20 protein-coding genes are annotated in these 18,121 nt (G+C 75.2%); 16 read left to right on the forward strand and 4 right to left on the reverse strand.

The features are described from left to right. Positions 1–22: 22 nt before the first annotated feature. Together glmS and IE321_RS04855 are read left to right on the forward strand one after the other, a co-directional pair. Complete coding sequence (gene glmS, locus IE321_RS04850; RefSeq protein ID WP_190221898.1) at positions 23–1,870, forward strand: glutamine--fructose-6-phosphate transaminase (isomerizing); 1,848 nt, start codon at positions 23–25, stop codon at positions 1,868–1,870. Positions 1,871–1,877: 7 nt separating this feature from the next. Beyond that, a complete protein-coding gene (locus tag IE321_RS04855) occupies positions 1,878–2,246 on the forward strand; it encodes a holo-ACP synthase (protein WP_043227851.1) in 369 nt (122 codons plus the stop codon). Positions 2,247–2,387: 141 nt separating this feature from the next. Here IE321_RS04855 and IE321_RS04860 read toward each other — a convergent pair whose 3' ends face one another. After that, complete coding sequence (locus IE321_RS04860; RefSeq protein WP_190221899.1) at positions 2,388–3,863, reverse strand: YncE family protein; 1,476 nt, start codon at positions 3,861–3,863, stop codon at positions 2,388–2,390. After that, positions 3,860–4,429, reverse strand: coding sequence for a hypothetical protein (locus IE321_RS04865; RefSeq protein ID WP_190221900.1), 570 nt, complete (start codon positions 4,427–4,429; stop codon positions 3,860–3,862). The genes IE321_RS04860 and IE321_RS04865 overlap by 4 nt, the downstream gene beginning before the upstream one ends. Positions 4,430–4,654: 225 nt before the next feature. Here IE321_RS04865 and IE321_RS04870 point away from each other — a divergent pair, with 225 nt between their 5' ends. The 6 genes from IE321_RS04870 (at position 4,655) to IE321_RS04895 (ending at position 10,194) form a co-directional block, all read left to right on the forward strand. Continuing rightward, positions 4,655–6,106: an NAD(P)H-hydrate dehydratase gene (locus tag IE321_RS04870; RefSeq protein WP_190221901.1), complete on the forward strand. Its 1,452-nt coding sequence runs from the start codon at positions 4,655–4,657 to the stop codon at positions 6,104–6,106. A gap of 89 nt (positions 6,107–6,195) precedes the next feature. Next, positions 6,196–7,047, forward strand: coding sequence for a L,D-transpeptidase family protein (locus IE321_RS04875; RefSeq protein ID WP_226651292.1), 852 nt, complete (start codon positions 6,196–6,198; stop codon positions 7,045–7,047). A gap of 21 nt (positions 7,048–7,068) precedes the next feature. Continuing rightward, positions 7,069–8,220 carry an alanine racemase gene (gene alr, locus IE321_RS04880; protein ID WP_190221902.1) on the forward strand — a complete coding sequence of 384 codons (1,152 nt, stop codon included), beginning with the start codon at positions 7,069–7,071 and terminating at the stop codon, positions 8,218–8,220. Positions 8,221–8,226: 6 nt separating this feature from the next. After that, positions 8,227–9,402, forward strand: a complete 1,176-nt coding sequence (locus IE321_RS04885; protein WP_190221903.1) for an alpha/beta fold hydrolase — start codon at positions 8,227–8,229, stop codon at positions 9,400–9,402. Positions 9,403–9,412: 10 nt separating this feature from the next. Beyond that, positions 9,413–9,913 carry a tRNA (adenosine(37)-N6)-threonylcarbamoyltransferase complex ATPase subunit type 1 TsaE gene (tsaE, locus tag IE321_RS04890; protein ID WP_043227860.1) on the forward strand — a complete coding sequence of 167 codons (501 nt, stop codon included), beginning with the start codon at positions 9,413–9,415 and terminating at the stop codon, positions 9,911–9,913. 110 nt (positions 9,914–10,023) lie between these two features. Then, entirely contained in the window at positions 10,024–10,194 is a 171-nt protein-coding gene (locus IE321_RS04895; RefSeq protein ID WP_190221904.1) for a hypothetical protein, read from the forward strand. Positions 10,195–10,437: 243 nt separating this feature from the next. On the opposite strand, the gene IE321_RS04900 is transcribed toward IE321_RS04895, so the two are convergent. Beyond that, the gene (locus IE321_RS04900; RefSeq protein ID WP_229916306.1) at positions 10,438–11,004 is read right to left on the reverse strand and encodes a hypothetical protein; all 567 of its coding nucleotides are present in this window, start codon (positions 11,002–11,004) and stop codon (positions 10,438–10,440) included. Between the two features lie 121 nt (positions 11,005–11,125). Between IE321_RS04900 and tsaB the strand changes: the two genes are divergently transcribed. From tsaB to IE321_RS04940, 8 genes are all read left to right on the forward strand, one after another. Then, positions 11,126–11,785, forward strand: a complete 660-nt coding sequence (tsaB, locus tag IE321_RS04905; RefSeq protein WP_079022296.1) for a tRNA (adenosine(37)-N6)-threonylcarbamoyltransferase complex dimerization subunit type 1 TsaB — start codon at positions 11,126–11,128, stop codon at positions 11,783–11,785. Positions 11,786–11,823: 38 nt separating this feature from the next. Beyond that, positions 11,824–12,285 carry a ribosomal protein S18-alanine N-acetyltransferase gene (gene rimI, locus IE321_RS04910; RefSeq protein WP_043227906.1) on the forward strand — a complete coding sequence of 154 codons (462 nt, stop codon included), beginning with the start codon at positions 11,824–11,826 and terminating at the stop codon, positions 12,283–12,285. Further along, positions 12,285–13,400, forward strand: a complete 1,116-nt coding sequence (tsaD, locus tag IE321_RS04915; RefSeq protein WP_190221905.1) for a tRNA (adenosine(37)-N6)-threonylcarbamoyltransferase complex transferase subunit TsaD — start codon at positions 12,285–12,287, stop codon at positions 13,398–13,400. The genes rimI and tsaD overlap by 1 nt, the downstream gene beginning before the upstream one ends. Beyond that, positions 13,397–13,657, forward strand: a complete 261-nt coding sequence (locus IE321_RS04920; RefSeq protein ID WP_043227865.1) for a hypothetical protein — start codon at positions 13,397–13,399, stop codon at positions 13,655–13,657. The genes tsaD and IE321_RS04920 overlap by 4 nt, the downstream gene beginning before the upstream one ends. 55 nt (positions 13,658–13,712) lie before the next feature. Further along, on the forward strand, positions 13,713–14,561 hold the full coding sequence (locus IE321_RS04925) for a polysaccharide deacetylase family protein (protein ID WP_229916308.1): 849 nt from the start codon (positions 13,713–13,715) through the stop codon (positions 14,559–14,561). 96 nt (positions 14,562–14,657) lie between these two features. After that, positions 14,658–15,023, forward strand: a complete 366-nt coding sequence (locus tag IE321_RS04930; RefSeq protein WP_043227867.1) for a YciI family protein — start codon at positions 14,658–14,660, stop codon at positions 15,021–15,023. 16 nt (positions 15,024–15,039) lie between these two features. After that, positions 15,040–16,299 (forward strand): RNA polymerase sigma factor, encoded by a 1,260-nt coding sequence (locus tag IE321_RS04935; protein ID WP_190221906.1) that lies wholly within the window; start codon positions 15,040–15,042, stop codon positions 16,297–16,299. 9 nt (positions 16,300–16,308) lie between these two features. Beyond that, a complete protein-coding gene (locus tag IE321_RS04940) occupies positions 16,309–16,974 on the forward strand; it encodes a hypothetical protein (protein ID WP_190221907.1) in 666 nt (221 codons plus the stop codon). On the opposite strand, the gene IE321_RS04945 is transcribed toward IE321_RS04940, so the two are convergent. Beyond that, on the reverse strand, positions 16,910–18,094 hold the full coding sequence (locus IE321_RS04945; protein ID WP_190221908.1) for a THUMP-like domain-containing protein: 1,185 nt from the start codon (positions 18,092–18,094) through the stop codon (positions 16,910–16,912). The genes IE321_RS04940 and IE321_RS04945 overlap by 65 nt on opposite strands. Positions 18,095–18,121: the final 27 nt, after the last annotated feature.

Genomic DNA, 18,121 nt, shown 5'->3' on the forward strand with positions numbered 1-18,121 from the left:
TCGGTCGCCGTAGGCTGCCGTCATGTGCGGAATCGTGGGATACGTCGGCGGGCAGTCGGCGCTTGATGTGGTCGTCGCGGGGCTGAAGCGGCTGGAGTACCGGGGGTACGACTCGGCCGGGGTCGCCGTGCTCGCGGACGGGGGGCTCGCCGCCGCGAAGAAGGCGGGGAAGCTCGTCAACCTGGAGAAGGAGCTGGTGGAGCGGCCGCTGGCCGGCGGGTCCGTCGGGATCGGGCACACCCGGTGGGCCACCCACGGCGGGCCGACCGACGCCAACGCCCACCCGCACCTCGACAACGCCGGGCGCGTCGCCGTCGTGCACAACGGGATCATCGAGAACTTCGCCGCCCTGCGCGAGGAGCTGGCCGAGCGCGGGCACGCGCTGCTCTCCGAGACCGACACCGAGGTCGTCGCCCATCTGCTGGCCGAGGAGTTCTCCTCGGTCGGCGACCTGGCCGAGGCCATGCGGCTGGTCTGCCGGCGGCTCGACGGAGCCTTCACGCTCGTCGCCGTCCACGCCGACCAGCCCGACGTCGTGGTCGGCGCGCGGCGGAACTCGCCGCTCGTGGTCGGCGTCGGCGAGGGGGAGAACTTCCTCGCCTCCGACGTGTCCGCCTTCATCGCGCACACCCGCTCCGCCATCGAGCTCGGACAGGACCAGGTCGTCGAGCTGACCCGGGACGGCGTCACCGTCACCGACTTCGACGGCGCGCCGGCCGAGGTCCGCGCCTTCCACGTCGACTGGGACGCCTCCGCCGCCGAGAAGGGCGGCTACGACCACTTCATGCTCAAGGAGATCGCCGAGCAGCCGAAGGCCGTCGCCGACACCCTCCTCGGGCGGATCGACGCGAACGGCCGGCTCACCCTCGACGAGGTGCGCATCCCGGACGCCGTGCTCCGCGAGGCCGACAAGGTCGTCATCATCGCCTGCGGCACCGCCTTCCACGCCGGTCTGATCGCCAAGTACGCCATCGAGCACTGGACCCGGATCCCCTGCGAGGTGGAGCTGGCCAGCGAGTTCCGCTACCGCGACCCGATCCTCGGGCAGCGGACGCTCGTCATCGCGATCTCCCAGTCCGGCGAGACCATGGACACCCTGATGGCGCTGCGGCACGCCCGCGAGCAGGGCGCCAAGGTCCTCGCCGTCTGCAACACCAACGGGTCGACCATCCCCCGGGAGTCCGACGCCGTGCTCTACACGCACGCCGGGCCCGAGGTCGCCGTCGCCTCCACGAAGGCCTTCCTCACCCAGCTCGTCGCCTGCTACCTTCTCGCCCTCTACCTGGGGCAGGTGCGCGGCACCAAGTGGGGCGACGAGATCCACGCCGTCGTCCGCGAACTCGCCCGGATCGGCGAGGAGGTCGAGCGGGTGCTGGAGACCATGGAGCCGGTCCGGGCCCTCGCCCGCTCCCTCGCCCACAAGGACACGATCCTCTTCCTCGGCCGGCACGTCGGCTACCCGGTGGCCCTCGAAGGCGCGCTGAAGCTCAAGGAACTCGCCTACATGCACGCCGAGGGCTTCGCGGCCGGCGAGCTGAAGCACGGGCCGATCGCCCTCATCGAGGAGGACCTGCCGGTCGTCGTGGTGGTGCCCTCGCCGAAGGGGCGTTCGGTCCTCCACGACAAGATCGTCTCCAACATCCAGGAGATCCGGGCCCGCGGCGCCCGGACGATCGTGATCGCGGAGGAGGGCGACGAGGCCGTCGTCCCCTTCGCCGACCACCTCGTCCGCGTCCCCGCCACGCCCACGCTGCTCCAGCCGCTCGTCTCCACGGTGCCGCTCCAGGTCTTCGCCTGCGAGCTGGCCACCGCGCGGGGCAACGAGGTGGACCAGCCGCGCAACCTGGCCAAGTCCGTGACGGTGGAGTGAGCAGGACATGATCATCGGGGTGGGGATCGACGTGGCGGAGATCGACCGGTTCGCCGCGTCCCTGGAACGCACGCCGGCGCTCGTCCAGCGCCTCTTCGTGGACGCCGAGCTGCTCCTGCCGAGCGGCGAGCGCCGCGGCCCGGCCTCCCTCGCGGCGCGCTTCGCCGCCAAGGAGGCCCTGGCGAAGGCGCTCGGCGCGCCGGGCAACCTGCTGTGGACGGACGCCGAGGTGTACGTCGAGTCCACCGGCCGCCCCCGGCTGCGGGTCAGCGGCACGGTGGCGGCCCGCGCGGCCGAGCTGGGCGTGAAGCACTGGCACGTCTCGCTGAGCCATGACGCCGGGGTGGCCTCGGCGGTGGTGATCGCCGAGGGCTGAGCCGCGCCGGCGGGCGTGAGCGTACGGATACGGGAGCGGGGCCCGGCCGCGGGGAGGCGGTACCGGGCCCCGTTCCGTGCCGCGCGCGGCCGCCGGGGCCGGCTGCGGAGACGAGTGCCGCGCGCGGGGTCGGTGTGCCCCCTACGGGGCGGGTTCCTCCTCGGCGCGCTGCCGGCGCCGGGCCAGGACGACGGCCAGACCGCCGAGGGCGGCGAAGCTCGCCGCGGCGAGGGTCAGGGGGAGGGTCCGGCCGCCGCCGGTGGAGGCGAGGGCGGGGCCCGCGGCCGAGCCGGTGAGGGGATCGGGAGCGGAGCCGGGGCCGGTGTCCGGAGCGCTGCCGGGCGGCTGGGCGGAGGTGGTCTCCGGGGGAGCCGTGCTGTCCCGGGGCCGCGTCGGGGTCGCTGCCGTCGGGGTCGGCTGCCCGGTGGCGGTGGCGGTGGCGGTGGCGGTGGCGGTGGTCGTGGAGGTCGGGGTGGGGGAGGCCGTGTCGGTCGGTTCGGCGGTGGGTCCGCCGGTCGGCGTCGGCGTCGGCGTCGGCGTCGCGGTCGGTGTCGGTTCGCCCGTCGCGGTCGGCGTCGGTGTCGGGGTGGGTTCCGGTGTCGGTTCCGGGGGTGTTCTGCGGACCGTCTGGGTGACCGCGCCGCCCGCCACCGTGTAGAGCGTGTGGTCCTCGGGGTCCAGGGCGAGGGCGGCCGGGCGTTCGCCGGTCGGCAGGGTCTCCGTGACCCTGCCCTCCGCCGGGTCGACGACCGCGACGGACGCGGTGCCGGTCTGCGCCGCGTAGAGGGTGGCGGTGCCGGGGTCGTACGCGAGGGCCTTCGGGTTGCCGGGGACCGGGAGGGTGCCGGTGATCCGTTCCGCCGAGAGGTCGACGACCGAGACCGTGCCGGCGGCCAGGTTGGCGACGTAACCGGTGCGGGTGGTGGGGTCGACCGTGACGCCCATGGAGCCGAGTGCGGTGGTGCCGAGGCCGATGGTGCCGGTGAGGCGGCCGGTGGCGCCGTCGACCGCGTTGAGCACGTTCCTGTAGACGACCGTGCCGTTCTCGACGGCGCCGCCGACGTAGGTGGCGTAGCCGGTGTGGCGGGTGGTGTCCACGGCGAGTCCGGCCGGGTGGAAGGGGAGGACGACCGGGTCCCCGACGGCCGCGCCGGTGGCGGTGTCGTACACGGTGACCGATTTCGCGGCCTGGTCGCCGACGTACAGCCGGCCCTGGCCGGGGTCGGCGGCGAGGAGGGTGACGCTGCCGGAGACCGGGACGCGGTCGTCGGTGAGGGTGCGGGTCGCCGGGTCGAAGACGGCGATCCGGGTGGAGAGCCCGAGGTGCAGCGTCCCGCCCGGGCCGAGGGCCAGGACCGTCGCGGGGGCGGGCAGCGGCACCGGGTCGCCGACGGCGGCGCCGGTGGCCGTGTCGTACACGGTGAGGTGGTGGGCGGTGCCGTCGCTGCTGCTCACGTAGAGGCGGTCGGCGGCCGGGTCGACCTCGGCGTCGAGGGCGGCGCCGGACGGCGGGGTGATCGTGCGGAGGGTCTCGTGGTGGGGCCCGGTGGGGGCGGGGGCCGCCGCCGCGCCCACGAGGGCGAGCGCGGCGGCGGCCGTCAGGAGGACCGTTCTCACTGGAAGGTGACCGGGACGTAGACGTCGTACTTGCGGTCGGAGCTGTCGAAGTGGTCGGCGCGGGTGACGATCGCGCAGGTCACGCCGGACTGGCCGCAGGTGACGGTGTCGGAGATCTTCGCCTTGACGTGGATCTGGACGGAGAAGGAGCCGAGGCCGTTCGCCTCGGTGAACGGGGAGGAGCTGGACGGGGACATCCAGTACCAGTCGCTGTTCACCCAGTGGGAGGCGCCGGTGGTGCCGGTCTCGTCCTGGCCGCCGAGGCAGGGGGTGGGCTTGCTGTTCCAGGTGGCCGGGTCGGCCGTGTTCACCCCCGCCGGTATGGCGCAGAGGCCGACGTAGACGCCCTGGTCGGGGTTGTAGCCGGTGCCGCCGACCGTGACGTTGGCGCCGGTCGCCGCGGCGGTGTTCGGGGCGGTGAGGGAGAGGGTGTAGGAGCGGGTGCCGTCGGTGACGGTGCGGCCGGCGGTGGCGGCCGACGCGGAGGAGGCGAGGCCGAGGGTGAGGGCGCTCGCGGAGGCGAGGGCGAGGGCGGAGGTGAGGGCGGTACGGGTGCGGGTGCGCATGGCGAAGCCGGCCTTCCGAGGCAGGATTGGTTAGGTAAGGCAAACCTAAGTTGGAGCGTGAGGGGGCGTCAACCCGCGCTTTCCGGCCGGTGCTTGGACGGCCCTCCCGGCGGCCACCCCGTCCGACCCCGCCCGCCTCCGCCCGCAGCACCGGCCCGCCCCGGCCGCCGCTCCCCGCCCGTTCCCTCCGGGCGCGGGCCCCGCGCCTGGGGCAGACTGCTGACCATGCGTACCGCTCACCACGTGGAGACCGTCCGGGCCGCGGAGGCCGCACTGATGACGCGACTGCCCGAGGGCGCGCTGATGCAGCGGGCCGCCGCAGGGCTCGCCGCCGCCTGCTGCTCGCTGCTCGGCAAGGGCCGGGTGTACGGCTCCCGGGTCGTCCTCCTCGTCGGCAGCGGCGACAACGGCGGCGACGCCCTCTACGCCGGCGCCCGGCTCGCCCGGCGCGGCGCCGGCGTCACCGCCGTGCTGCTCGGCGCCCGCGCCCACGGCGCCGGACTCGCCGCGATCCGGGCGGCCGGCGGACGCGTCACCGAGGACCCGTACGAGGCGCTGGCCGCCGCCGACCTCGTCCTCGACGGCATCACCGGCATCGGCGGGGTCGGCGGACTGCGCCCCGAGGCCGTGCCCGTCGCCCGGGCCGCGCGCGGCTCCGACGCGGTCGTCGTCGCCGTCGACCTGCCCAGCGGCGTCGACGCCGACAGCGGCGAGGTCACCGGCGAGGCCCTCCGGGCCGACGCCACCGTCACCTTCGGCACCTACAAGCCGGGACTGCTCGTCGACCCCGCCCGGGAGTACGCGGGTGCCCTGCGCCTGGTGGACATCGGGCTCGCCGCCACCCTCCCGTCCGTGCCCGACGTCGAGGCGCTCCAGCACCAGGACGTGGCCCGGACGCTGCCCGCTCCGGCCGCCGAGAGCGACAAGTACCGGCGGGGCGTCCTCGGCGTCGTCGCCGGCTCCGAGCGGTACCCCGGCGCCGCCGTCCTCGCCGTGGCGGGCGCGCTGCGCGGCGGCGCCGGTGCCGTCCGGTACGTCGGCCACGCGCGCGAGGCGGTGATCGCCGCCCACCCGGAGACCCTGGTGCACGCGGGCCCGCCCGGGAAGGCCGGCCGCGTCCAGGCGTGGGTCGTCGGCCCCGGCCTCGGCGAGGGGCCCGGTGCCCGGGTCGCCGTCGCCGAGGTGCTCGCCTCCGACGTGCCCGTCCTCGTCGACGCCGACGGCCTGCGCGCCCTCGACCCGGACGCCGTCCGCGAGCGCGCCGCGCCCACCCTGCTCACCCCGCACGCGGGCGAGGCGGCGGCCCTGCTCGGCACCGACCGGGCGGCCGAGGAGGTCGGCCGACGCGCCGCCGTCCGCGCGCTCGCCGCCCGCTACTCCGCCACCGTCCTCCTCAAGGGCTCCACCACCCTGGTCTGCGGGCCCGGCGGCTCCGGCCCGGTCCGGGTCAACCCCACCGGCACCCCCTGGCTCGCCACCGCCGGCTCCGGCGACGTCCTGTCCGGTCTGGCCGGCTCCCTCCTCGCCGCCGGTCTCGGTGCCGTCGACGCCGCCTCCTGCGCCGCCTACCTGCACGGGCTCGCCGCCCGCCGGGCCGCCGCCGGCACCGGCCCGATCACCGCGACGGAGGTCGCCGACGCGCTGCGCGGCGCCTGGCAGGACGTCCGCGAGCCCTGACCGCGCCACGCCCCCGGTCGGCCCAACTCCGCTGCTCCGCCCGGGGGTCAGCGCGCGCCGGGCCGGACCGGGGCGGTTCGGATGGAGCGGTGACCAGATGGAGAAGCCGCATCCTGCCGCCGTTGCTCGCCGCCGCCCTGCTGACCGGCGCCGTCCCCGCGTACGGGGACGACTCCGAACCCGCGCCCGACGTCCTCGTCCCCGGCATCGCCGGCGCCGGCCGCCCCGAGTACCCCATGGACACCCCCGACCAGGTCCTGCCGCCGGTCGCCCCCGACGGCGAGATCCCCGTCCCCGAGCCGGAGGAGGAGGTCGACGAACTCGTCGAGTACCTCCCGCGCAACGCCACCAAGGCCGCCTGCACCGCACAGACCGGGATGTACCAGCGGCGGGTCGAGCGGCTGCTGCGGCTGAAGGCCGACGGGAAGCAGTCGGCCGCCGACTGCCGGGCCATCCGCGCCTTCCAGACCCAGCAGAAGATCAAGCCGGCCAACGGCTACGCGGGACCCGTCACCTGGGCCCGCGCCGAACTCCTCGCCGCCCGCAAGAACCCCAACGCCGCCGGCGCGTGCCCGGTCCGCTCCCACCCGGTCGCCTGCGTCGACCTGAACCGCGAGCTGATGTGGGTGCAGAAGGGCCGGAAGATCACGTACGCCGTGGTCAACGTCCGCAGCGGCCGGGCCGGCTACCGCACCCGCACCGGCTGGCACTCCGTCTACTGGCGCCACAAGGACCACTGGTCGACCATCTACGACACGCCGATGCCGTTCTCGCAGTTCTTCGACGGCGGCCAGGCCTTCCACGGCGTCTACGGGGCCATCGCCACCCCCACCGGAAGCCGCGGCTGCGTGAACCTGAGCTACCGCAACGCCGAGAAGCTCTGGTCCGTCCTCCGCAAGGGTGACCGGGTCTACATCTGGGGCAAGCGGCCGGGGCGGTGACCACCTGAGAGACTGGGCGCGATGACTGAGACACCGCCGCCGCCCAGCCGAGCCCGCGCCGAGATCGACCTCGGGGCGCTGCGCGCCAACGTCCGCGCGCTGCGCGCCCGCGTCGCCCCCCACGTCCGGGTCATGGCCGTGGTCAAGGCCGACGCGTACGGACACGGCGCCGTGCGCTGCGCCCGCGCCGCCCTCGACGCGGGCGCGAGCTGGCTCGGCACGGCCACCCCCCAGGAGGCGCTGGCGCTGCGCGCCGCCGGGATCACCGACGTCCCCGTCCTGTGCTGGCTGTGGACCCCCGGCGACCCGTGGGACGCCGGCATCGAGGCCGGGCTCGACATGGCGGTGAGCGGACGCTGGGCCCTCGACGAGGTCACCGCCGCCGCCCGCGCGACCGGCCGCACGGCCCGGATCCAGCTCAAGGCCGACACCGGCCTCGGCCGCAACGGCTGCCAGCCCGCCGACTGGCCCGCGCTGGTCGCCGAGGCCCTGAAGGCCGAGAAGGACGGTCTGGTCAAGGTCACCGGCCTCTGGTCCCACTTCGCGTGTGCGGACGAACCCGGCCACCCCTCGATCGCCGCCCAGCTCGACGTCTTCCGCTCGATGGTGGAGTACGCGGAGAAGGCCGGCGTCGACCCCGAGGTCCGGCACATCGCCAACTCGCCGGCCACCCTCACCCTGCCCGAGGCCCACTTCGACCTCGTCCGCCCCGGCATCGCGATGTACGGCGTCTCGCCCGCCCCCGAGCTGGGCACCCCCGCCGAGCTGGGCCTGCGCCCGGTGATGTCGCTGAAGGCGGGCGTCGCCCTGGTCAAGGAGGTCCCGGCCGGCCACGGCGTCTCCTACGGCCACCACTACGTCACCGGCGCCGAGACCACCCTGGGCCTGATCCCGGTGGGCTACGCCGACGGGGTCCCCCGGCACGCCTCCGGCCGCGGCCCGGTCCTCGTCGACGGCAGGGTCCGCACGGTCGCCGGCCGGGTCGCCATGGACCAGTTCGTGGTCGACCTCGGCGGCGACCGGCCGGAGCCCGGCACCGAGGCCGTCCTCTTCGGCTCCGGCGAGCACGGCGAGCCGACGGCCCAGGACTGGGCGGAGGCCGCCGACACCATCGCGTACGAGATCGTCACCCGGATCGGCGCGCGCGTGCCGCGCGTGTACCTGGGGGAGTAGCCCGCCGTGGGGGAGACGACCGGGGGCGGCGGCTGGCGGCGCGCGGGCTTCGCCGGGGCCGCGATAGGCGTGCTGGCCGCCGGGGCGGCGGCCGGAGTCGCCGTCGAGCGGCTGACCGTCGGCCGCTCGGTACGCCAGAAGGCCCGCCTCGCCCTGGACGCCACCGGCCCCTACGGCACCCTGCGCGGCACCCCGGGCCGGGCGCTCGCCGACGACGGCACGGTCCTGGCCTACGAGACGGACGGGACGGACGGCGCGGGCGGGACCGGCGCGGCGGACGGGGCCCGCGTGGTCGACGAGGCCGGGGAGGCGGGCGGAACCGGCGCGGCGGAGGGATCCGGGGAGGCTCCCGTCACCGTCGTCTTCTCGCACGGCTTCTGCCTGAGCCAGGACTCCTGGCACTACCAGCGCGAAGCCCTGCGCGGCCGGGTCAGGACCGTCTTCTGGGACCAGCGGGGGCACGGCCGCTCCGCCCGCGGCCCGGAGGAGCCCGTCACCATCGACCGGCTCGGCCGCGACCTGAAGGCCGTCATCGACGCCGCCGCGCCCGAGGGACCGCTCGTCCTCGTCGGGCACTCGATGGGCGGCATGACCGTCATGGCGCTGGCCGACCGGCACCCGGAGCTGATCCGGGACCGGGTCGTCGGGGTCGCCCTGATCGGCACCTCCGCGGGCCGCCTGGAGGAGGTCTCGTACGGGCTGCCGCTCGCCGGCGTCAACGCCGTCCGCCGGGTCCTGCCCGGGGTGCTGCGGGCCCTCGGCTCCCAGGCGGAGCTGGTCGAGAAGGGGCGCCGGGCCACCGCCGACCTCTTCGCCGGGCTGGTGAAGAAGTACTCGTTCGCCTCGAAGGACGTGGACCCGGCCGTCGTCCGCTTCGCCGAGCGGATGATCGAGTCCGTCCCGGTCGACGTGGTCGCCGCGTTCTACCCGGCCTTCGGCGCGCACGACAAGCTCGCCGCCCTCGCCGCCTTCCGGGACCTGCCGGCGCTCGCCCTCGCCGGCGACCAGGACCTCGTCACCCCCGCCTCCCACACCGAGGCCATCGCCGAGGCCCTGCCCGGCTCCCGCCTCGTCGTCGTCCCCGACGCGGGCCACCTGGTGATGCTGGAGCGGCCCGGGGCCGTCACGGACGCGCTCACCGCCCTGCTGGCCAGGGCCGGGGAGGGGCCGGACAACGGATAGGTTGGCGGGTATGGAAGCAGCGCACCCGCCCGTCTCCGGCGCCACCCTCTCCGTCGACTCCCCCGAGCAGATGGGGGAGCTGGGCCGCCGGCTCGCGAAGATCCTCCGCCCCGGCGACCTCGTCATGCTCACCGGCGAGCTGGGCGCCGGGAAGACCACGCTGACCCGCGGCCTCGGCGAGGGCCTGGGCGTGCGCGGCGCGGTCACCTCGCCGACCTTCGTCATCGCCCGCGTCCACCCCTCGCTCACCGGCGGACCGGCCCTGGTCCACGTGGACGCCTACCGGCTGGGCGGCGGGCTCGACGAGATGGAGGACCTGGACCTCGACGTCTCGCTGCCCGAGTCCGTGGTGGTCGTGGAGTGGGGCGACGGCAAGGTCGAGGAGCTGACCGACGACCGGCTGCACGTGCTGATCCACCGCGTCACCGGCGACACCGACGACGACCGGCGCACGGTCGTGCTGCGCGGCGTCGGCGGCCGCTGGGCGGAGGAGGACCTCGCGCTGCTGTGAACGTACGTAGGTTCCGACAGCATGTCGGGAAAATGTTGCGCCGCCGCTCCGCTCCGTGGTGACATGGAGGCACGAGCTGGTTAGGTGAACCTAACCTACGGGAGGCATGCATGGCGACGCAGATGCCGGAGCGCGACGACCGCACCGCCGAGGAGCGCGTCTCGATGAGCGAGCTGCTGGCCTCCTGCGCCGCGGCCACCGCCGTCTCGACCCCGCCGAGACGCGACCTCCCGCCCACCCCGGAGACCGAGGCGACGGAACTGCGGGACGAGGCGGCCTGACCGGCCCGCGGCCCGCGTCACCCCTTCGGGAGGAGATCGCGCGCCCCCGCGCAGGGGTGCGTGACCTCTCTGGGCCGCGTGACCTCTCCAGGGGTGCGTCACCCGTCCGGGAACCGGGATCGCGTTACGTCGCCGGGAAACCGCGTCCCCCGTACGCGGGGCCGCACGGCTCCTCCGGGATCCGCGTCACCCCACCGGGCGCCGCGTGACTCCCCCGGGTGGTGCCTGACGCCTCCGGGGGCGTCAGGAGACGACGACGACCTTCGCGCCGATCGACGCGAAGGTCCACATCGCGTCACCGTCCGCCCGCTTCATCCGGATGCCGCCGGTCTTCTTCGCCGGGTCCGCCGCCGGCATCGAGCCGTCCAGCGCCGCGCTGAAGCCGACCGTCACGTCCTCCACCGTCGCGAAGCGGACCACGTGCTCGATCTGCACGCCGTCGGAGCCGCGCACCGAACCGGACCGGGAGGTCACCGCGTACGCCCCCGGCTCCGGGCTCACCGAGCTCGGAGCGACCGTGAAGGTGCGGAGCGCCTTGTTCTTCCCGTCGACCAGCCACACCCGGCGGTCCTTCAGCGCGTACACCACGCGCTCGCCCGTGCCCGAGGACGCCGGCACCGCCAGCGGGTTCTTCGCCGGCTTCTTGGTCCCGGCCGACGCCGAGGCCGAGGGAGCGACCGTGCCCGGTGTCCGCGGCTGGTCCGCGAGGTCCGCCGGCACGCTCGCCGACGCCTGGTAGGCGAGGAAGGCGACCACGGCGACGGCCGCCGCGGTGAGCCCGGCCACGAATCCCGAGCTGCTCCTTGCCACCGTCTCCACCTCTTCGTACGTACGTGCCGAGCCTGACGCGCTGTCCGGCCTGACGGTAGCAGCAGGGTCCCCGAACGGCCGCGCGCCGCATCGCCCGCTCGTGGCGCCGTAGGCTGTTCGCGTGCTGTTGCTCGCCATGGATACCGCCACCCCCGCCGTCACCGTCGCCCTCCACGACGGCACGGCCGTCGTCGCCGAGTCGACCCGCGTCGACGCCCGCCGCCACGGGGAGCTGCTGCTCCCCGCCGTCGACCGGGTCCTCAAGGAGGCCGGGACCGCGCTCGACGCGGTGACCGGCATCGTGGTCGGGGTCGGCCCCGGCCCCTACACCGGCCTGCGGGTCGGACTCGTCACGGCCGCCGCCTTCTCCTCCGCCCTCGGCGGGGTGCCGGTGCACGGCCTGTGCACCCTCGACGGCCTCGCCTACGCCTCCGGCATCGAGGGCCCCTTCGCGGTGGCGACCGACGCCCGCCGCAAGGAGGTCTACTGGGCGCGCTACGACGACGCCCGCACCCGGGTCACCGACGCCGCCGTCGACCGGCCCGCCGAGATCGCCGAGCGGCTCGCCGGGCTGCCGGTCGTCGGCGCGGGCGCCCTGCTCTACCCGGACGCCTTCCCCGACGCCCGGGGCCCCGAGCACCAGTCGGCCGGCGCCCTCGCCGCCCTGGCGGCGGAGCGGCTGGCGGCGGGCGGCGGAGGCTTCCTCGACCCGCTGCCGATGTACCTGCGGCGGCCCGACGCGCAGGTGCCGAAGAACTACAAGGTGGTCACCCCCAAGTGAGCGGGGACGCGGTGGCCGACGGCACCGTCCTGCGCGAGATGCGCTGGTGGGACCTGCCGGAGGTGCTCGCCCTGGAGGCGGAGCTGTTCCCCGAGGACGCCTGGTCGGAGGGGATGTTCTGGTCCGAGCTGGCGCACGCGCGCGGGCCCCGGGCCACCCGGCGGTACGTCGTCGCCGAGGCCCCCTCCGGGGAGCTGGCGGGCTACGCGGGCCTCGCGGCGGCCGGCGGGCTCGGGGACGTCCAGACCATCGCCGTGGCCCGCGCGCAGTGGGGCACCGGGCTCGGCGCCCGGCTGCTCACCGACCTCCTCCAGCACGCCACGGCCTTCGAGTGCGACGAGGTCCTGCTCGAAGTGCGCGTGGACAACACCCGGGCGCAGAAGCTGTACGAGCGCTTCGGCTTCGAGCCCATCGGCTTCCGCCGCGGCTACTACCAGCCGGGCAACGTCGACGCGCTCGTGATGCGACTGACTGTTCAAGGAACTGGGACCGATATCTGATGGCTGCTGACGAACCCCTCGTGCTCGGCATCGAGACCTCCTGCGACGAGACCGGCGTCGGCATCGTCCACGGCACCACCCTCCTCGCCGACGCCGTGGCCTCCAGCGTCGACACCCACGCCCGCTTCGGCGGCGTGGTGCCCGAGATCGCCTCCCGGGCGCACCTGGAGGCGATGGTCCCGACGATCGAGCGGGCCCTGAAGACCGCGGGCGTCTCGGCGAAGGACCTCGACGGCATCGCAGTCACCGCGGGCCCCGGCCTCGCGGGCGCCCTGCTCGTCGGCGTCTCCGCCGCCAAGGCGTACGCCTACGCGTTGGGCAAGCCGCTCTACGGCGTCAACCACCTGGCCTCGCACATCTGCGTCGACCAGCTGGAGCACGGCCGGCTGCCCGAGCCGACGATGGCGCTGCTGGTCTCCGGCGGGCACTCCTCGCTGCTGCTCTCCGCGGACATCACCTCCGACGTGCGGCCGCTGGGCGCCACCATCGACGACGCCGCGGGCGAGGCCTTCGACAAGATCGCCCGCGTCCTCGACCTGGGTTTCCCCGGCGGCCCGGTCATCGACCGGCTGGCCAAGGAGGGCGACCCGGCCGCGATCGCCTTCCCGCGCGGCCTGAGCGGCGCCAAGGACCCGGCGTACGACTTCTCGTTCTCCGGGCTCAAGACCGCCGTGGCCCGCTGGATCGAGGCCAAGCGGGCGGCCGGCGAGGAGGTGCCGGTCCGGGACGTGGCCGCCTCCTTCCAGGAGGCCGTCGTCGACGTCCTCACCCGCAAGGCCGTCCGGGCCTGCAAGGACGAGGGCGTCGACCACCTGATGATCGGCGGCGGCGTCGCCGCCAACTCGCGGCTGCGGGCGCTCGCCCAGGAGCGCTGCGAGCGGGCCGGCATCCGGCTCCGGGTGCCCCGGCCGGGCCTGTGCACCGACAACGGCGCCATGGTCGCCGCGCTCGGTTCCGAGATGGTCGCCCGCAACCGCGCCGCCTCGGACCTGGAGCTGTCGGCGGACTCCTCGCTGCCGGTGACCGACCCGCACGTGCCGGGCGCCCACGCGCACGCGCACGACCACGACCACGACCACGTGCACGAGATCAGCAAGGAGAACCTGTACTCGTGAGGGTCACGCTCATGTGGGAGGCCCGGGCGGTGCAGGGCCGGGGCCCCGAACTCCTGGAGTGGGCCCGGGCCGGGGCGCGGGTGCTGGCCCGCGAGCCGGTCCGCCGGGAGGTCTTCCGGGCGCCCCAGGACCGGGTCCTCGTCCTCACCTGGTGGGACGCGGACGCGCTCGACGCCGAGCTGCCCGAGCTGCCGGAGCCGGACGCCGCGCTGATCACCCGTCCGGTTCACCGCTGGCGCTTCGAATCGGTCGAATAGATGAACCGTTCGACGGTCGAGCAACCTTTCGACCGGATCGGGCATCCCACAGCCCGTGAAGAAGCAGATCTCGATGTGGGCGGCGCTGACCGCGGTGACGCTCCTGATGACGGGCTGCACGGCCGAGACCCCGCCCCCGGCCCAGGTGCCGCCCCCGGCGGCCCCGGCCGCCACGAAGAAGGCCCAGGCCCAGGAGCCCGCCCCGGCCCCGCCGGCGGCCCGGGCCGCCGCCTACCGCAAGTGGGGGATCGAGCCGCTGGCCGCGCCGCCCGCCCCGCCCGCCGTCAAGCCGGTGAAGCGGGCGCCCGGCGGACCGGTCCCGGTGATCAGCGACATCCCGACCGACGACAAGGTCGTCTTCCTCACCATCGACGACGGGGCCGAGAAGGACCCGGAGTTCGTGCGGATGATGGACGAGCTGGGCGTCCCCTTCACCATGTTCCTCACCGACTCGGTGATCAGCGGGAACTACGGCTACTTCGACCCGCTCGTCGCCCAGGGCCACGGCGTCGCCAACCACACCCTCACCCACCCGAACCTGCGCACCCTCTCCCAGGAGGCCCAGCGCCGCGAGATCTGCGGCCAGCAGGAGAAGCTGCGGAAACGATACGGCTCCGCCCCGCGCCTCTTCCGGCCCCCCTTCGGCAACTGGAACGAGGCCACCCGCGCCGCCGCCGGCACCTGCGGCGTCGACGCGATCGTCCTCTGGCGCGAGTCCATGCAGATCAAGAACATGCAGTACCAGCGCGGCGACCGGAAGCTCCACCCCGGCGACATCGTCCTCGCCCACTTCCGCGGCCCCGGCGAGCTCAAGGGCCGCACGATGACCGAGATGACCGCCACGATGCTGCGCAGGATCCGGGAGCAGGGCTTCACGGTGGCCCGCCTGGAGGACTACGTCTAGGAAGTTCTCCGGGCGCGGTGTCGATGCGGGCCCGTCCCGTTCGACGTATGTGTGGAAGGCGGGGAACGGCCCCGCCACCGCACCCCAGGAGTCACCATGCCCCGCTTCCTCTCCCTCGTCCGCATCGAGGAGAACACCATCGACATGGAGAGCGCCGACCCCGGCTTCGAGGAGCGGATGGGCGCGCTCTTCGCGGAGATCACCAAGGCCGGCGCCATGGTGGACACCGCCGGGCTCCGGCCCACCGCCGAGTCCACCCGGATCACCTGGTCGGACGGGAAGCTGTCCTTCACCGACGGCCCCTTCACCGAGACCAAGGAGGTCGTCGGCGGCTACGCGATGCTCCAGTGCAAGGACATGGCCGAGGCCGTCGAGTGGGGCAAGCGGTTCCTCGCCGTCCACCCGCCGCAGTGGAAGGTCGGCCTGGAGGTCCGCGAGGTCGAGGAGATGCCGGAGGGCTGAGCCCGCCTGTGCTGTCATGAGGACCGTGACGGTGGAGAACACGCTGGAGACGGTCTTCCGGATGGAGTCGGCGCGGATCATCGCCACGGTGACGCGGGTCGTCCGGGACGTCGGCATCGCCGAGGAGATCGCCCAGGACGCCCTCGTCGCCGCCCTGGAGCAGTGGCCGCGGTCAGGCGTCCCGGACCGCCCGGGAGCCTGGCTCACGGCCACCGCCAAGCACCGCGCCGTCGACCTGGTGCGGCGCCGCGAGACGTACGCGCGCAAGCTCGCCGAGGTCGGCCGGACCCTGCCGGAGGAGGCGTACGACCCCGAGCCCGCCGGCCCCGGCGACATCGACGACGACGTCCTCCGGCTGGTCTTCACCACCTGCCACCCGGTGCTCTCCGCCGAGGCCCGGGCGGCGCTCACCCTGCGGCTCGTCTGCGGCCTGCGCACCGACGAGATCGCCCGCGCCTTCCTCGTCCCCGAGGCGACCGTCGCGGCCCGGATCACCCGCGCCAAACGGGCGCTCGCGAAGGCGGGCGTGGAGTTCGAGGTGCCGTACGGCCCCGAGCGGGCGGCCCGGCTCGGCTCCGTCCTGGAGGTCGTCTACCTGGTCTTCAACGAGGGGTACGCGGCCACCGCCGGCGACGACCTGCTGCGCCCGGCGCTCTGCGAGGACGCGCTCCGGCTGGCCCGCGGCCTCGCCGCCCTCCTGCCGGACGAGAGCGAGGCGCACGGGCTCGCCGCCCTCCTCGAACTCCAGGCGTCCCGCATCCCCGCCCGCACCGGACCCGACGGGCACCCGGTGCTCCTCGCCGACCAGGACCGGCGGCACTGGAACCGGCTGCTCGTGCGGCGCGGCTACGACGCCCTCGCCCGGGCCGGGGGAGGACGCGGCTACGGCCCGTACGCCCTCCAGGCCGCCATCGCCGCCTGCCACGCGCGGGCCGCCTCCTACCGGGAGACGGACTGGGCGGTGATCGCCGGACTCTACGGGCGGCTGATGGAGCGGGCCCCGTCCCCGGTGGTCGAGCTGAACCGCGCGGTGGCCGTCTCGATGACCGAGGGCCCGGCCGCCGCCCTCGCCCTCGTCGACGCCCTCGCCGCCGAACCCGCCCTGGCCCGCTACCACTTGCTCCCGAGCGTCCGCGGCGACCTGCTCGCCCGGCTGGGCCGCGCGGAGGAGGCACGGGCGGAGTTCGCGCGGGCGGCGGAGCTGACGCGCAACGAGCGCGAGCGGGCCCTGCTGCGCGCCCGGGCGGCCGAACTCCCGTCCGGGGAGGCGTCGTAGGCTGCGCGGATGGCCCCGCGCACCCTCCTCCCCCCGCCGCCCCCGCCCGCCGAGCTGCGCAGCTGGCCCGACCGGGACGCGCTCCTCGCCGACCGGGCGCTGGCGCTGGACGTGCTGCGGCGGCGGCTGCTCGGCGGCGGCCGGTTCGCGCTGTACGCCGGGTCGGTGCTGGTGCTCCAGCTGGGCTGGGGCATGGTCGGCGTGACGCTCGCCGACCTCGGCAACGGGGCGATCCTCGACCCGATCACCTTCTTCGTCGGGCTGATCGTCGCCGTCCTCGGCCTCGGAGTGCTGGTGCCGGGCGTCTGGCTCGCCGTGCGCGGGGTGCGGCACGACCGCGTGGTGCGCGAACGGCTGGTCCGCTGGGCGGCCCTCGACCGGCACGGGCCGACGGACGCGCGGCTGCGCGCCCCCGTCCTGAGCGCCTGCTGGATGGTGCTCTCCACCGTCCTGTGCGGCCTCGGACTGTGGCTGGGCTTCGCGGTGCCGGCCGGGGCGGACCCGGCGGACGGCCGCGGGCTCGTCGCGTACGGCATGGGCGTCGCGCTCATCTTCTGGATCAACGGCCTGATCGGGCTCTTCAAGGCCGTCGGGCACTACCGGACGGTGCTCAGGGTCGTGCCGCCCCGGCCGGCCGCCCGATCAGCATCGTCGGAGCCCCCGCGACACGGGTGAGCAGGACCGTCGCCGCGTTCGGCCCCTTCGGCCGCACCTTCCGCCGGATCTCCTCGGGCTCCACGGCCGAGCCGCGCTTCTTCACCGTCAGGACGCCCACCTCGCGCTCGCGCAGCAGCGCCTTCAGCTTCTTGAGGTTGAAGGGGAGCACGTCGGTGATCTCGTAGGCGGAGGCGTACGGGGTGGGGGCGAGGACGTCGGAGGTGACGTAGGCGATCGTCTCGTCGATCAGGCCGCCGGACAGCTCCTCGGCGACCTCGGAGACCAGGTGGGCGCGGATGACGGCGCCGTCGGGCTCGTACAGGTACCGGCCGACCGGGCGGACCGCCGGATCGGGCAGGCCCCGGCCGAGGAGGCTCGTGCCGGAGGGCAGCAGGGTGGCGCGGCGCGCGCCCGGTTCCGTGCCGAACCACAGGACCGCCTCCTTCACGTCGCCGCCGTCCGAGATCCACTCCGCCTCGGCCTCGGCGGGGACGGTCTCGTGCGGGATGCCGGGGGCGATCTTGAGGGCGGCGCGCGGGGCCTTGCGGGCGGCCTCGACCGCCCAGGAGAGCGGCGGCGAGTACGCCTCGGGGTCGAAGATCCGGCCCCGGCCGCCGCGCCGCGCCGGGTCGACGAAGACGGCGTCGTACGGGCTGGTGTCGATCTCGGTGACGTCGGCGCAGCGGACCTCGATCAGGTCCGCGAGGCCCAGCGCGGCGGCGTTGGCGCGGGCGACCTCGGCGGTGAGCGGGTCGCGGTCGACGGCGAGCACGGAGACGCCGGCGCGGGCCAGCGCCAGCGCGTCGCCGCCGATGCCGGAGCAGAGGTCGGCGACGCTGCGCACGCCCAGTTCCCCGAGCCTGGCCGCGCGGTGGGCGCCGACCGAGGCCCGGGTGGACTGCTCGACGCCGTTCGGCGTGAAGTACATCCGGTACGCGTCCTCCGCGCCGAACTTCGCCACCGCGCGCTGCCGCAGCCGGGCCTGCCCGAGGGCGGCCGAGACCAGCTCGGCGGGGTGGTCGCGGCGCAGCCGGGAGGCGACCGCCAGTTCCCGGGCGGGGTCGTAGTCGCGCAGGGCGGCGAGGAGCGTCTGGCCCTCGGGGGAGAGCAGGGCGGCGAAGGAGGCGAGGTCGGTCACCGTCCCATTCTCCCTGTGGGCCGGGTG

The organism is Streptomyces hydrogenans (assembly GCF_014656075.1).
Classification (GTDB): domain Bacteria; phylum Actinomycetota; class Actinomycetes; order Streptomycetales; family Streptomycetaceae; genus Streptomyces; species Streptomyces hydrogenans.

What these genes read in the sequence shown, in the direction of transcription:
- glmS (WP_190221898.1), top strand. Translation starts at nt 23, where the DNA reads ATGTGCGGAATCGTGGGATACGTCGGCGGGCAGTCGGCGCTTGATGTG.
- IE321_RS04855 (WP_043227851.1), top strand. Translation starts at nt 1,878, where the DNA reads ATGATCATCGGGGTGGGGATCGACGTGGCGGAGATCGACCGGTTCGCC.
- IE321_RS04865 (WP_190221900.1), bottom strand. Translation starts at nt 4,429, where the DNA reads ATGCGCACCCGCACCCGTACCGCCCTCACCTCCGCCCTCGCCCTCGCC.
- IE321_RS04870 (WP_190221901.1), top strand. Translation starts at nt 4,655, where the DNA reads ATGCGTACCGCTCACCACGTGGAGACCGTCCGGGCCGCGGAGGCCGCA.
- alr (WP_190221902.1), top strand. Translation starts at nt 7,069, where the DNA reads ATGACTGAGACACCGCCGCCGCCCAGCCGAGCCCGCGCCGAGATCGAC.
- tsaE (WP_043227860.1), top strand. Translation starts at nt 9,413, where the DNA reads ATGGAAGCAGCGCACCCGCCCGTCTCCGGCGCCACCCTCTCCGTCGAC.
- IE321_RS04895 (WP_190221904.1), top strand. Translation starts at nt 10,024, where the DNA reads ATGGCGACGCAGATGCCGGAGCGCGACGACCGCACCGCCGAGGAGCGC.
- rimI (WP_043227906.1), top strand. Translation starts at nt 11,824, where the DNA reads ATGCGCTGGTGGGACCTGCCGGAGGTGCTCGCCCTGGAGGCGGAGCTG.
- tsaD (WP_190221905.1), top strand. Translation starts at nt 12,285, where the DNA reads ATGGCTGCTGACGAACCCCTCGTGCTCGGCATCGAGACCTCCTGCGAC.
- IE321_RS04930 (WP_043227867.1), top strand. Translation starts at nt 14,658, where the DNA reads ATGCCCCGCTTCCTCTCCCTCGTCCGCATCGAGGAGAACACCATCGAC.
- IE321_RS04935 (WP_190221906.1), top strand. Translation starts at nt 15,040, where the DNA reads ATGAGGACCGTGACGGTGGAGAACACGCTGGAGACGGTCTTCCGGATG.
- IE321_RS04940 (WP_190221907.1), top strand. Translation starts at nt 16,309, where the DNA reads ATGGCCCCGCGCACCCTCCTCCCCCCGCCGCCCCCGCCCGCCGAGCTG.